The sequence below is a fragment of the Nocardioides pantholopis genome (assembly GCF_003710085.1).
GTDB lineage: Bacteria > Actinomycetota > Actinomycetes > Propionibacteriales > Nocardioidaceae > Nocardioides > Nocardioides pantholopis.
On sequence record NZ_CP033324.1, the window covers coordinates 2,204,296 to 2,217,808 of the forward strand.

The 13,513-nt window shown below is 71.7% G+C and carries 10 protein-coding genes and 2 pseudogenes; all 12 read right to left on the bottom strand.

Annotated features, from left to right (window positions below):
* Positions 1 to 32 precede the first annotated feature (32 nt).
* On the bottom strand, positions 33 to 1,010 hold the full coding sequence (locus EBO35_RS10565) for a type IV toxin-antitoxin system AbiEi family antitoxin domain-containing protein (protein WP_122817676.1): 978 nt from the start codon (positions 1,008 to 1,010) through the stop codon (positions 33 to 35).
* Between the two features lie 133 nt (positions 1,011 to 1,143).
* Positions 1,144 to 1,503 (bottom strand): RNA polymerase-binding protein RbpA, encoded by a 360-nt coding sequence (locus EBO35_RS10570; protein WP_122817677.1) that lies wholly within the window; start codon positions 1,501 to 1,503, stop codon positions 1,144 to 1,146.
* A 33-nt stretch (positions 1,504 to 1,536) separates the two neighbouring features.
* Positions 1,537 to 1,729, bottom strand: a pseudogene (secG, locus tag EBO35_RS10575) (preprotein translocase subunit SecG).
* A 76-nt stretch (positions 1,730 to 1,805) separates the two neighbouring features.
* Positions 1,806 to 2,580 (bottom strand): annotated as a pseudogene (gene tpiA / locus EBO35_RS10580) (triose-phosphate isomerase).
* Between the two features lie 35 nt (positions 2,581 to 2,615).
* On the bottom strand, positions 2,616 to 3,827 hold the full coding sequence (locus EBO35_RS10585) for a phosphoglycerate kinase (RefSeq protein WP_122817678.1): 1,212 nt from the start codon (positions 3,825 to 3,827) through the stop codon (positions 2,616 to 2,618).
* Positions 3,828 to 3,829: 2 nt separating this feature from the next.
* Positions 3,830 to 4,825 (bottom strand): type I glyceraldehyde-3-phosphate dehydrogenase, encoded by a 996-nt coding sequence (gap, locus tag EBO35_RS10590; protein WP_122817679.1) that lies wholly within the window; start codon positions 4,823 to 4,825, stop codon positions 3,830 to 3,832.
* Positions 4,826 to 4,937: 112 nt separating this feature from the next.
* On the bottom strand, positions 4,938 to 5,924 hold the full coding sequence (gene whiA / locus EBO35_RS10595) for a DNA-binding protein WhiA (RefSeq protein WP_122817680.1): 987 nt from the start codon (positions 5,922 to 5,924) through the stop codon (positions 4,938 to 4,940).
* 93 nt (positions 5,925 to 6,017) lie between these two features.
* Positions 6,018 to 6,986: a gluconeogenesis factor YvcK family protein gene (locus EBO35_RS10600; RefSeq protein ID WP_122817681.1), complete on the bottom strand. Its 969-nt coding sequence runs from the start codon at positions 6,984 to 6,986 to the stop codon at positions 6,018 to 6,020.
* On the bottom strand, positions 6,987 to 7,856 hold the full coding sequence (gene rapZ, locus EBO35_RS10605) for an RNase adapter RapZ (protein ID WP_396954325.1): 870 nt from the start codon (positions 7,854 to 7,856) through the stop codon (positions 6,987 to 6,989).
* The gene (gene uvrC / locus EBO35_RS10610; protein WP_122817682.1) at positions 7,856 to 9,886 is read right to left on the bottom strand and encodes an excinuclease ABC subunit UvrC; all 2,031 of its coding nucleotides are present in this window, start codon (positions 9,884 to 9,886) and stop codon (positions 7,856 to 7,858) included. The genes rapZ and uvrC overlap by 1 nt, the downstream gene beginning before the upstream one ends.
* Before the next feature lie 47 nt (positions 9,887 to 9,933).
* Positions 9,934 to 10,422 (bottom strand): Rieske (2Fe-2S) protein, encoded by a 489-nt coding sequence (locus EBO35_RS10615; RefSeq protein WP_122817683.1) that lies wholly within the window; start codon positions 10,420 to 10,422, stop codon positions 9,934 to 9,936.
* A 46-nt stretch (positions 10,423 to 10,468) separates the two neighbouring features.
* Positions 10,469 to 13,438: an excinuclease ABC subunit UvrA gene (gene uvrA, locus EBO35_RS10620; RefSeq protein ID WP_122817684.1), complete on the bottom strand. Its 2,970-nt coding sequence runs from the start codon at positions 13,436 to 13,438 to the stop codon at positions 10,469 to 10,471.
* Between the last annotated feature and the right edge of the window lie 75 nt (positions 13,439 to 13,513).

The following is a 13,513-nucleotide window of genomic DNA, read 5'->3' on the forward strand; positions in this document are numbered from 1 at the left end:
GCACTTCTGGTCGCGGTCGTGGCACCGACCCGTCAGGTCTGGTCGCGCGTCGGGTACGCCGTGGGGCGCGCCAACGCGCGTCGCGCCCGGAGCACGCCGTCCTGCAACCGACGCCCGGGATCGGCTCGGGGCACGAACACGTCGGCCTTGGCGAAGACGTCGACCACCCAGCCCCGGTCTGCCAGCCAGCCCCGCCGCGCCGCGTCGTACGCCGTGCGGTCCGGGCCGTGGAAGGCCTCGCCGTCGTACTCGGCCGCGTAGCGCAGCTCCGGCAGGGCCAGGTCCAGCCGGTAGACCGCCACCCCGTCGGAGTCCGCCACCCACCACTGCAGCTCCGGCGCCGGCAGCCCCGCGTCGTACCAGTGCAGGCGCAGCACCGACTCCGCGACGGACTCCGCCCGCGGGTCAGCGAGGCCGATCAGGCCGCGCAGCTGCACCACGCCCCGGTAGCCGCGGAAGCGGCCGACTCCCGCCAGCAGCTCGCCCCGGCTCACGCCCAGCGCCAGGAACTGGTCGAGCGCGGCGAGCGCGTCGGGGCGCCACAGCATGCGCCCCAGGTCCAGCGCGGTCCGCAGCGGCGACGTCACCCGCAGTCCGTGCACGTCGACCACGTCATCGGCGCGCAGCGTCCGCTCCCCGCTGAGTACGCCGTCGCGGCGCGCCCGCGTCCCGGGGCGCTGGTACGCCGAGATGGGTGCCCGTCGGCTCGCCTCGGAGCGAGGCAGCAGCATGACCCCGTGCAGCCAAGCGGCGGTCCGGTCGGTCACGACCGCGCTCGGGGAGACGACCAGGTGCAGCGCCTGCGCGCGGAACGCGATGTCGTCGGGCGCCTGCGCCACGGCGTACACACCCTGCAGGACGCGGCGCACGAGCCCGCGGGCGAGCAGGGTCCGCAGCCGGCGGCGGCTGACTCCGAGCGCCTCGGCCTGGGCGGCGGTGAACGGCAGCGCGAGGGGCAGGGGGCACCGGGCGTCGAGGAGCGCGAGGTCGGAGCTGAGCCAGGCCGTCATACGACAACGGTCCGGTACCCCGAGGGGTACCGGACCGTTGTCCACAGGACCATCTCTGCCGGGTCGGCGGCAACCTCGCGACCAGAACTGCCGGGTCGGCGGAAACCTCGCGACCAGAGCTGCCGGGTCGGCGTCAGAAGATCAGGTCGCCGGACTTCCGGCGGGAGCGCAGGAGCGTGAGGGCCTCGTCGAGGATGTCGGCGGCCTCCTTGTCGGAGCGCCGTTCCTTCACGTAGGCCAGATGGGTCTTGTACGGCTCGTTCTTCGGCGCCGGGGGCGGGTTCTCGGAGTCCAGGCTCCCGGGCAGGCCGCACTTGGGGCAGTCCCAGGACTCCGGCGCCACGGCCTCGATCGAGAACGTGATCACCGAGCGGTGCTCGTTGGCGCAGAAGTAGGTCACCGCCTGGCGCGGGGCGGCGTCGCCGCGCTCGGCCTCGCCCATCGGGCCAGCACCGACCCGGCTCCCTCGAATCGCGTTTCCAGCTCCAGCCACGAAATGCGTCCTCTCTGCGTGATCTCGGTGGGGTCAGTTCGGGTACGCGAGCAGCAGGCCCAGCGCGATCACACAGGCGAAACCAGATCACGCCGACGCCGACGGTGATCCGGTCCAGGTTGCGCTCGGCGACCGACGAGCCACCGAGGGAGCTGGAGACGCCGCCTCCGAACATGTCGGAGAGGCCCCCGCCGCGTCCCTTGTGGAGCAGCACCATGAGGATCATCAGGGCGCTCGTGATCACAAGCAGGATCGTGAAGACGGTAGTCACGAGGCGAAATCCTACGGCACCGACGGCTCGGTCACAGGACCGGCATGTCGTAGAAGCGACAGATTCCGCCGAACTCGTCCGCCTGGAGGCTCGCGCCGCCGACCAGACACCCGTCCACGTCGTCCTTGACCATGATCGCGCCGACGTTCGCGGCCTTGACCGAACCGCCGTACAGCACCCGGACGCCGTCGGCCGCGGCCGTCGCCGTGGACCTCCCCGGATCCGGGCCCGGATCGCCGCGCACACCTCCTGCGCGTCCTCGGGGCTGGCCACCTCGCCGGTCCCGATGGCCCAGACCGGCTCGTAGGCGACCACGAGCCCCGCGACCTGCTCGGCGGTGAAGCCCGCCAGCGAGCCGTCGACCTGCGCGACGGTGTACCCGACGTGCTCGGCCCGCCTGACGCACCTCGAGGCCCTCGCCGACGCACACGATCGGGGTCATCCCCGCCGCGAGCGCCCTTGCCGGCCTTCGCGCTGACGAGCGCGTCCGACTCGCCGTGGTGCTCGCGGCGCTCGGAGTGGCCGACCACCACGTAGGAGCAGCCGAGCTTGGCCAGCATTCCGGCGGAGATCTCGCCGGTGTATGCCCCGGAGTCGTGGGCCGAGACGTCCTGGGCGCCGTACTTCACCGACAGCCGGTCCCCGTCGACGAGCGTCTGGACCGAGCGCAGGTCGGTGAACGGGGGTACGACGACCACCTCGACCTTGCCGTAGTCGTGACGCTTGTCCGCCAGGGTCCAGGCGAGCTTCTGGACGAGCACCACCGCTTCCTGGTGGTTGAGGTTCATCTTCCAGTTGCCCGCCATCAGCGGGACGCGGGCCGCAGCCTTCGCCATGTGTGTCAGTCCTCCAGGACCTGGATGCCGGGCAGCTGCTTGCCCTCGAGGTACTCGAGGCTGGCGCCGCCGCCGGTGGAGATGTGGCCGAACGCGGCCTCGTCGAAGCCGAGGGTGCGCACCGCCGCGGCGGAGTCCCCTCCGCCCACGACCGAGAGCCCGTCGACCTTGGTCAGCGCCTCGGCCACCGCGCGGGTGCCGTCGGCGAACGCGTCGACCTCGAACACGCCCATCGGGCCGTTCCAGAAGACGGTCCTCGCATCCGCCAGCGCGGCCGCGAACGCCGCCGCGGACTCGGGCCCGATGTCCAGGCCCAGGCTGTCGGCGGGGATCTGCGTGGCGGGCACCACCCGCGGGTGCGGGGTGGCCTCACCGGAGGGGAACGTCGTGTCGACCACGATGTCGGTCGGAAGCAGGATCTCGACCCCGGTGCTGGCCGCTCGCGCCAGGTAGGAGCGGCAGATGTCGAGCTGGTCCTGCTCGAGCAGGCTCTTGCCGACCTCGTGCCCCTGAGCCGCCAGGAACGTGAAGACCATGCCGCCACCGATGAGGAGCCGGTCGGCCTTGCCGAGCAGGTTGTCGATGACCCCGAGCTTGTCGGAGACCTTCGAGCCGCCCAGCACCACGACGTAGGGTCGCGCCGGGTCCTCGGTCAGCCGACGCAGGACGTCGACCTCGGTGGCCACGAGGGCACCCATGGCGTGCGGGAGCCGCTGCGCGACGTCGTACACGCTGGCCTGCTTGCGGTGCACCACCCCGAACCCGTCGGAGACGAACGCGTCCGCGAGCGAGGCCAGCTGGTCGGCGAACGCCGCCCGCTCGCGATCGTCCTTGCTGGTCTCGCCCGGGTTGAACCGGACGTTCTCCAGCACCGCGACCTGGCCGTCGGCCAGGCCGGCGACCACGGACTGCGCAGACTCCCCGACGGTGTCCGACGCGAAGGCGACGTCCTGCCCGAGGAGCTCGCCGAGGCGAGCCGCGACCGGGCGCAGCGAGTAGCGCTCGTCGGGGGCACCCTTGGGCCGGCCGAGGTGGGCGACCACGACCACCCGGGCGCCGGCCTCGGCCAGCGCACGGATGGTCGGGACGCTGGCCCGGATCCGGCCGTCGTCGGTGATCCGCATGGCGGGCGGCGTGCCGTCGAGCGGCACGTTCAGGTCCGAGCGGACCAGCACCCGCTTCCCGGCGACGTCACCCAGCGAGGAGTAGTCCCCCACGGTCAGAGCGACTTGCCGATGTAGTCGATCAGGTCGGCGAGGCGGTTGGAGTAGCCCCACTCGTTGTCGTACCAGCCGACGACCTTGACCTGGTTGCCGATGACCTTGGTCAGCGGCGCGTCGAAGATGCAGGACGCCGGGTCGGTGACGATGTCGGAGGAGACGATCGGGTCGGTCGAGTAGCGCAGGAACCGGCCGTCGGCGGCCGCCTTCACGATCTCGTTGACCTCCTCGACGGTGGTCTCGCGGCCGGCCTCGAAGGTGAGGTCGGTGGCGGAGCCGGTCGGGACCGGGACGCGCAGCGCGTAGCCGTCGAGCTTGCCCTTGAGCTCGGGCATGACCAGGCCGATCGCCTTCGCGGCGCCGGTCGAGGTCGGGACGACGTTGAGGGCGGCGGCGCGGGCGCGGCGCGGGTCCTTGTGGATATTGTCCTGGAGGTTCTGGTCCGCGGTGTAGGCGTGCACGGTGGTCATCAGGCCCTTGACGATGCCGAGACCGTCGTTGAGCGCCTTGGCCATCGGGCCGAGGCAGTTCGTGGTGCACGAGGCGTTCGAGATGATGTGGTGGTTGGCCGGGTCGTAGTTGGTGTGGTTCACACCCATGACGACCGTGATGTCCTCGTTCTTGGCCGGAGCCGAGATGATGACCTTCTTCGCGCCGGCGTCGAGGTGCGCGCGGGCCTTCGTGGCGTCGGTGAAGAAGCCGGTGGACTCGACGACGACGTCGACCCCGAGCTCGCCCCACTTCAGGTCCGCCGGGTTGCGCTCGGCGAAGGCCTTGATCTCCTTGCCGTCGACCACGATCGCGTCCTCGGTCGAGGACACCTCGGCGTCGAGACGACCCAGGATCGAGTCGAACTTCAGGAGGTGGGCGAGCGAGGCGTTGTCGGTGAGGTCGTTGACGCCCACGATCTCGATGTCGAGGCCGGACGCACGCACGGCGCGGAAGAAGTTGCGGCCGATCCGGCCGAACCCGTTGATGCCTACACGAACGGTCACTGCGAATGCTCCTCGGGACGCGGGGTCAGGTGGACTGCACACCGCGGGCGAGGGCTCCGCACCGCGGTTCCCCCGAGCCTAGCCGGTCGGGCCGTCGGTCCCGCAGGGGTGCTCAGCCCTCGTCGGCGAGCATCTCCGGGCTGAGCGACGCCTCGGTGTCGGGGATGCCCAGCTCCTCCGCGCGCTTGTCCGCCATCGCCAGCAGCCGGCGGATCCGGCCCGCGATCGCGTCCTTGGTGAGGACCGGCTCGTGGAGCTGCCCGAGCTCCTCCAGCGAGGCCTGCTTGTGCTCCAGGCGCAGCTCGCCGGCGAGCTTCAGGTGGTCGGGGACGTCGGCGCCGAGGATCTCCATCGCGCGCTCGACCCGGGCGCCGGCGGCGACCGCCGCGCGGGCCGAGCGGCGCAGGTTGGCGTCGTCGAAGTTGGCCAGCCGGTTGGCTGTCGCCCGCACCTCACGGCGCATCCGGCGCTCCTCCCAGGCCATCAGCGCCTCGTGGGCGCCGAGGCGGGTGAGCAGCTGGCCGATGGCGTCGCCGTCGCGGATCACGACCCGGTCCACACCTCGGACCTCGCGGGCCTTGGCCTGGATCCCCAGCCGCCGGGCCACGCCGACGAGCGCCAGGGCCGCCTCCGGCCCCGGACAGGTGACCTCGAGGGAGGACGAGCGGCCCGGCTCGGTGAGCGAGCCGTGGGCCAGGAACGCGCCGCGCCAGGCGGCCACGGCGTCGCAGCCGCCGCCGGAGACCACGGCCGGGGGCAGGCCCCGCACCGGGCGCCCGCGCTGGTCGAGCAGTCCGGTCTGGCGGGCCAGCGACTCGCCGTCCTTGTCGACGCGGACCAGGTAGCGGCTGCCCTTGCGGATGCCGTTGCCCTGGACCATGACCACGTCGGACTGGTGCCCGTAGACCTCGAGGATGTCCTTGCGAAGCCGCCGCGCGGCGGCGCCCGTGTCCAGCTCCGCCTCGACGACGATACGGCCGTTCACGATGTGCAGACCGCCGGCGAACCGGACCGTGGAGGCCACCTCGGCCTTGCGGCAGCAGGTCTTGGTGATCTGGGTGTTCGACAGCTCCGACTTCACCTGTGCCGTCATCGCCATGGGGGGAATCCTCGCACGCAAGTCAATCACCCGGGGCAGGAGGTGGGCGTCCGCCGACGAGTCCCGGGCCGAGCTCGGGGCCCGGCCCGGCCGTCACTGCGGGTCGATGATCCGGGCGTACGCCGCGGCGAGGCGGGCGGGATCGTGGCGGGGGGCACCGCCGTCCTCGGCGATGTCGTCGAGGACCAGCTCGGCCCCGGACGCCGCCACGACGTGCTGGAGGTCGGCCAGGTCGTCGCCCACGCTCTGCCGGTCCGCGAGGACCGCGTGCACCTTGAGCTGCGGGGCGTGCTCGGCCAGCACGGCGAGATGGTCGGCGGGGCCGAACCCGCCGGTCTCCCCCAGCTGCTCGCCGAGGTTCAGCACGACGATCACCCGGGCGTCGGTGCCGACCAGCGCCGCGCGCATCGCCGGGACCATCAGGTGCGGGATCACCGAGGTGAACCACGAGCCCGGACCGAGCACCGCCCAGTCGGCCTCCTCGACGGCGCGGACGGCCTCGGGGCAGGCCTGCGGGTCCGGCGGGTCGAGCGCGATGGAGCTGATCACACCCTCGGTGGTCGCCACCTCCACCTGGCCCCGGACCGCGACCAGGGCGTCGGGTGCCTCGGGCACCAGGCCCCGCACCTCCGCGGTGATGTCCATGGGGGTGAGGGCCATCGGCAGCACCCGTCCCTTCGCCCCGAGCAGGCGGCCGACCCGGTCCAGCGCGTCGACGGGGTCACCGAGGAGCTCCCAGAGCCCGACGATGAGCAGGTTGCCGACCACGTGGCCGCGCATGTCGCCGTCCCCGGCGAAGCGGTGCTGGAGGACCTCCGCCCAGGTCGTGCCCCACTCGTCGTCCCCGCACAGCGCGGCCAGCGCCATCCGCAGATCGCCGGGCGGCAGCACCCCGAACTCGCCCCGCAGCCGCCCCGACGAGCCGCCGTTGTCGGCGACCGTGACCACCGCGGTGAGCTCGTCGATGGTGAGGTCGTCCACGAGCCGGCGCAGGGCCTGCAGCGAGGCGTGGAGGCCGTGGCCACCGCCGAACGCGACGACGGACTGGGCACGCTGGGACATCTACTCGCGCCCCAGGTCGCGGTGGAAGGACCGGGCCTCGAAGCCGAGCTCGACCAGGCGGCCGGTGATCTCCTCGGTCATCGCGACGCTGCGGTGCTTGCCGCCGGTGCAGCCGATCGCGACCCGCATGAACCGCTTGCCCTCGCGCAGGTAGCCGCCGGCCACCCCGGCGAGCACCGGCACGTAGGCGTCGATGAACTCCGCCGCCCCCGGTCGGCTGTGGACGTACTCGGCGACCTTGGGGTCGCGCCCGGTGCTGGGCCGCAGCTCCGGCACCCAGTGCGGGTTCGGCAGGAAGCGCATGTCGGCCACGAAGTCGGCGTCCACGGGGATGCCGTACTTGAAGCCGAAGCTGATGACCGAGACCCGCAACCCCGTGGTGTCGGGGGTGCCGAACGCCTCGGCGATCCGGTCGGTGAGCTGGTGCACGTTGAGGGCGCTGGTGTCGATGACCAGGTCGGCGTTGCTGCGCAGGTCGGCGAGGACCTTGCGCTCGCGCTCCAGGCCGTCCAGGAGCCGGCCCGAGCCCTGGAGGGGGTGCGGGCGGCGTACCGCCTCCTGGCGGCGCACCAGCACCTCGTCGCTGGCATCGAGGAAGACCAACGTCGTGCTCCGGCCGGTGGTGCCCTGGGCCAGGTTGGCCTCGAGGGACTCGAAGAACGACCCGGAGCGGACGTCCACGACGACGCCGACCGGTTGGCTGGTCCCGCGGCTCTCGTCGACGAGGCGCACCACGTCGCGCAGCAGGGCCGGTGGGAGGTTGTCGACGACGTAGTAGCCGAGGTCCTCCAGCTCCTTGGCCACCGTGCTCCGCCCCGCCCCGGTCATGCCGGTGACGACGACGAGCTCGCCCACGTGTTCCTGACCCACTAGTGCTCCTTGCTGTCGAGGTCCGGCGAGCCGGTGTCGATGATCTCGCCGGTCGCGGTGTTGACCGACATCATGTCCGGTCCGCCCGCCGCAACGCCGCCGTCGGTGACCGCGGCCTTGATCGCGTTGGCGGTGTGGACGCCGATCCCCGGGACCTCGGCGAGCTCCTCGACCGTCGCGGCCCGCAGCTTGCGCAGCGAGCCGAAGTGCTTGAGCAGGGTCTTGCGGCGCACCTCGCCGAGGCCCGGGACGTCGTCCAGGACGCTCTCGACCATCGACTTCGACCGGCGCGAGCGGTGGTGGTTGATCGCGAACCGGTGGGCCTCGTCGCGCAGCCGCTGCAGCAGGTAGAGCCCCTCCGACGAACGGGCCAGGATGACCGGGTCCTCCTGGCCGGGCAGCCAGACCTCCTCGAGGCGCTTCGCCAGCCCGCACACGGGCACGTCATCGATGCCGAGCTCGTCGAGCGCCCGCTGGGCCGCCGCGACCTGGGGGGGCCCGCCGTCCACGACGACCAGCCCGGGGGCGTAGGCGAACTTGCGTGGCCTGCCGGTCTCGGGGTCGACGAGCATCGGGCCGTTGTCGCCCTCGACCTCGGCGGAGCGCGCCTGCTCGTCGAGCAGCCGGCGGAAGCGGCGGGTGATCACCTCGTGCATCGACGCGACGTCGTTCTGCCCGTCGACGTCGCGGATCACGAAGCGGCGGTACTCGCTCTTGCGGGCCAGCCCGTCCTCGAAGACGACCATCGACGCCACGACCTCGGTGCCCTGGAGGTTGGAGATGTCGTAGCACTCGATGCGCAGCGGCACCTCGCCCAGGTCGAGCGCCTCCTGGATCTCCTCCAGCGCCCGGTTGCGGGTGGTCAGGTCGCTGGCGCGCTTGGTCTTGTGCAGCACCAGCGCCTGGCCGGCGTTGCGGGCCACGGTCTCCTGGAGGGTCTTCTTGTCCCCGCGCTGCGGGACCCGGATCGCGACCCGGCTCCCCCGCAGGTCGCTGAGCAGCTGCTCGAACGTCTCGACGTCCGGCGGCAGCGCCGGCACCAGGATCTCCCGGGGGATCGTGTCGGCGTCCCCGGCGTAGAGCTGGAGCAGGAAGTCCTCGATCAGCTTGTCGGTGCCGCCCTCGTCGACGCGGTCCGCGACCCAGCCGCGCTGACCGCGGATCCGGCCGCCGCGGACGTAGAAGATCTGGACCGCCACCTCGAGGGGGTCTTCCGCGAGCGCGATGACGTCCGCGTCGGCGCCGTCCCCGAGCACGACGGCCTGCTTCTCCAGCGCCCGCTCCATCGCGCCCAGGTCGTCGCGCAGCCGCGCCGCCTTCTCGAAGTCGAGCGCCTCGGAGGCGGCGTACATCTCCTGCTCGATGCGCCGCATGAACGGCCGGGTGCGGCCACCCATGAAGTCGCAGAAGTCGTCGACGATCGCCCGGTGCTCCTCGGGCGTCACGTTCCCCACGCACGGCGCGGAGCACTTGTCGATGTAACCGAGCAGGCAGGGCCGGCCGATCTGGGCGGAGCGCTTGAAGACGCCGTTGCTGCACGAGCGCATCGGGAAGACCCGCAGCAGCACGTCGACGGTCTCCCGGATCGCCCAGGCGTGGCTGTAGGGACCGAAGTAGCGGGTGCCCTTCTTCTTCGCACCGCGGCCCACCATCACCCGGGGGAACTCCTCGCCGACGGTCACCGCCAGCCAGGGGTAGGACTTGTCGTCGCGGTACTTGACGTTGAAGCGTGGGTCGAACTCCTTGATCCAGGAGTACTCCAGCTGGAGCGCCTCGACCTCGGTGTTGACGACCGTCCACTCGACGCTCGCCGCGGTCGTCACCATCGTGGCGGTGCGCTGGTGCAGGTTCCCGATGTCCTGGAAGTACGACGACAGGCGGGCGCGGAGGTTCTTCGCCTTGCCGACGTAGATCACCCGCCGCTTGGCGTCGCGGAACCGGTAGACCCCCGGCTGGGTCGGGATCGACCCCGGCTCGGGGCGGTAGGACAACGGGCCTCGCGAGGAGCGGGACGGTCGAGCTGGAGGCACGTGGCAACCCTACGGTCCGGCCCCGACAGCGGGACCGGGACGGGTGGTCAGGCCAGGCTGATCGAGTCGCCCGACACGGTCAGCGCCACCTCGTCGAGCGCCTTCTCCGCCGGCCCGCCGGTCGGCTCGCCGTCCTCGATCGAGAACGTGCTGTTGTGGCAGCGGCACACGATGTCGCCGTCCTCGACGTCCGAGACCGCGCAGCCCTGGTGGGTGCACATGGCCGACCAGCCCCGGAACTCGCCGGCGCTCGGCTGGACGATCACGACGTTCTCGTCGGGGAAGACCCGGCCGCCGCCGACCGGGATGTCCGCCGCCGAGGTGAGCCCGCCGGCTCCCGGCTGCGGCGCACCCGAGCTCGTCGTACCCCCTCCGGCGCCGGCGGAGCCGCCGCCCCCGCCGTTGGTGGCGGTGCTCGTGTCGTCCCCGCCGCACGCGGCGAGGAACGGCACTCCGAGGCCGACCGTCGCCGCGCCGGTGAGGGCGTGTCGACGGCTGATGCAGGGTCGGCAGGGGGTCTCGTGGCTGTCGGTCATCGGCCGGTTCCTCTCCGCGGGCGGAAACTCGTTGAAACCGACACTACTAGCGGCCCTCGCCCGCGTTGGTCCGTTGCAGCCGCTCGCCGCGCTTCGATGCCGACGCTGCGGTCCGGCCGCGGGGCTCCGGAGCGGACGACGCCGGGAGCTTGCGCGTGGGCTGGCGCGCCTCACGACCCTCCAGCAGCGGCGCCAGGAACTTGCCGGTATAGCTCTCCGGGACCGCGACGACCTGCTCCGGGGTGCCCTGGGCGACGACCGTGCCGCCACCCGAGCCACCCTCGGGACCCATGTCGATGAGCCAGTCGGCGGTCTTGACCACATCGAGGTTGTGCTCGATGACCAGCACGGTGTTGCCCGCGTCGACGAGGCGGTTGAGGACGCCGAGCAGCTTGCGGATGTCCTCGAAGTGCAGTCCGGTGGTCGGCTCGTCGAGGACGTAGAGGGTGCGGCCGGTCGAGCGCCGCTGCAGCTCCGTGGCGAGCTTCACCCGCTGCGCCTCGCCGCCGGACAGCGTGGTGGCCGGCTGACCGAGACGCACGTAGCCGAGCCCGACCTCGACCAGGGTCTTGAGGTAGCGCGAGATGACGGGGACGGCCGCGAAGAAGTCCACGGCCTCCTCGATGGGCATGTCGAGGACCTCGGCGATGGTCTTGCCCTTGTAGTGGACCTCGAGCGTCTCCCGGTTGTAGCGCGCGCCGTGGCACACCTCGCAGGGGACGTAGACGTCCGGCAGGAAGTTCATCTCGATCTTGATAGTGCCGTCGCCCTGGCACGCCTCGCAGCGACCGCCCTTGACGTTGAACGAGAAGCGCCCCTGGAGGTAGCCGCGCATCTTCGCCTCCGGGGTGTCGGCGAACAGCTTGCGGACCCGGTCGAAGACCCCGGTGTAGGTGGCGGGGTTGGAGCGCGGGGTCCGGCCGATCGGCGACTGGTCGACGTGGATGACCTTGTCGACGTGCTCGAGCCCGGTGATCCGGGTGTGCCGGCCGGGGATGGCGCGGGCGTTGTAGAGCTGCTTGGCCAGCGACGTGTAGAGGATGTCGTTGACCAGCGTCGACTTGCCCGAGCCGGACACGCCCGTGACGGCGACGAACAGGCCGAGCGGGAAGGTGACGTCGATGCCGCGCAGGTTGTTCTCCCGGGCGCCGACGACCGTGAGCTCACGCCCGGTCGTGCGCGGGCGGCGCACCTCGGGTACGGCGATCTCCCGCCGGCCGGAGAGGTACTGCCCGGTGATCGAGTCGGGGTGCTCCAGCAGGCCGGCGACGCTGCCGCTGTGCACGATCTGGCCGCCGTGCTCCCCCGCCCCGGGACCGACGTCCACTGCCCAGTCGGCGACCCGGATGGTGTCCTCGTCGTGCTCGACGACGATCAGCGTGTTGCCGAGGTCGCGCAGCCGCACCAGCGTCTCGATGAGCTTCTGGTTGTCGCGCTGGTGCAGGCCGATCGACGGCTCGTCGAGCACGTAGAGGACGCCGACCAGCCCGGCGCCGATCTGGGTCGCGAGCCGGATCCGCTGGGCCTCGCCGCCGGAGAGCGAGCCCGAGGCGCGGTCCAGCGAGAGGTACTCGAGGCCGACGTCGAGGAGGAACTGCAGGCGCTGCTCGATCTCGCGCAGGACCACCTCGGCGATCTGCCGCTCCCGGGTGGAGAGCTCCAGGTCGCTCAGGAACGCCGCGGCGTCCTCCAGGGAGAGCGCGCACACCTCCGCGATGTTCTTGCCACCGAGGGTGACCGCCATCGAGACCGGCTTGAGGCGGCTGCCGCGGCACACCGGGCAGGGGACCTCGCGCATGAACCCCTCGTAGCGGTCCCGGCTCGTGTCGGACTCGGCCTCGCGGTGCCGGCGCTCGACGTAGGGGCGTACGCCCTCGAACTCGGCGTAGTACGCCCGCTGCCGGCCGTACCGGTTGCGGGTGACCACGTGCACCTTCGTGGGGTGCCCGTCCAGGACCGCCTTGCGGGCCTTGGCGGACAGGTCGCCCCAGGGCGTGTTCAGGTCGAACCCCAGCTCGTCGCCGAGGGCACCGAGGAGTCGCAGGAAGTAGTCCGCGACGTGCGCGCCGCTCCAGGGCTGGATCGCACCCTCGCCCAGGGTCGCGCGGTGGTCCGGGACCACCAGGTCCGGGTCGACCTCCATCCGGGTGCCGAGGCCGTGGCAGGCGGGGCACGCACCGAATGGCGAGTTGAACGAGAACGACCGGGGCTCGAGATCGTCGGTCTCGATCGGGTGGTCGTTGGGACAGGCCATCTTCTCGCTGAACTTCATCTCGCGGCCGTGGTCGGCGGCGTCGAGGTCGACGAAGTCCAGGACGAGCAGACCGCTGGCGAGCTTCAGGGCGGTCTCGACCGAGTCGGTCAGCCGGCGCTTCGCGGACTCCTTGACCGCGAGTCGGTCGACGACGACCTCGATCGTGTGCTTCTTCTGCTTCTCCAGGGTCGGCGGGGCGTCGAGCTGATGGGTCTCGCCGTCGACGCGGACGCGGGAGAACCCCTGGGCCTGGAGCTCCTTGAAGAGCTCGACGTACTCGCCCTTGCGCCCCCGGATCACCGGCGCGAGCACCTGGAAGCGCCGGCCCTCCTCGAGGGCCAGGACGCGGTCCACGATCTGCTGGGGGGTCTGCCGCTCGATCGGCGCCCCGCAGGTGGGGCAGTGCGGACGGCCCGCCCGCGCGTACAGCAGCCGCAGGTAGTCGTAGACCTCGGTGATCGTGCCGACCGTCGAGCGCGGGTTGCGCGAGGTCGACTTCTGGTCGATCGAGACCGCCGGGGACAGACCCTCGATGAAGTCGACGTCGGGCTTGTCCATCTGGCCCAGGAACTGACGGGCGTACGCCGAGAGCGACTCGACGTAGCGGCGCTGCCCCTCCGCGAAGATCGTGTCGAACGCCAGCGAGGACTTGCCGGAGCCGGAGAGACCGGTGAACACGATCAGGGAGTCGCGGGGCAGGTCGACGGAGACGTCTTTGAGGTTGTGCTCGCGCGCGCCCCGGATGATGAGCTGGTCAGCCACGGATGTGTCCTCGGATGATGTGGGAGAGTCGCCTGCTTCGAACAGGTGTTCGCGATTCTACGGGGCAGCGGCAAG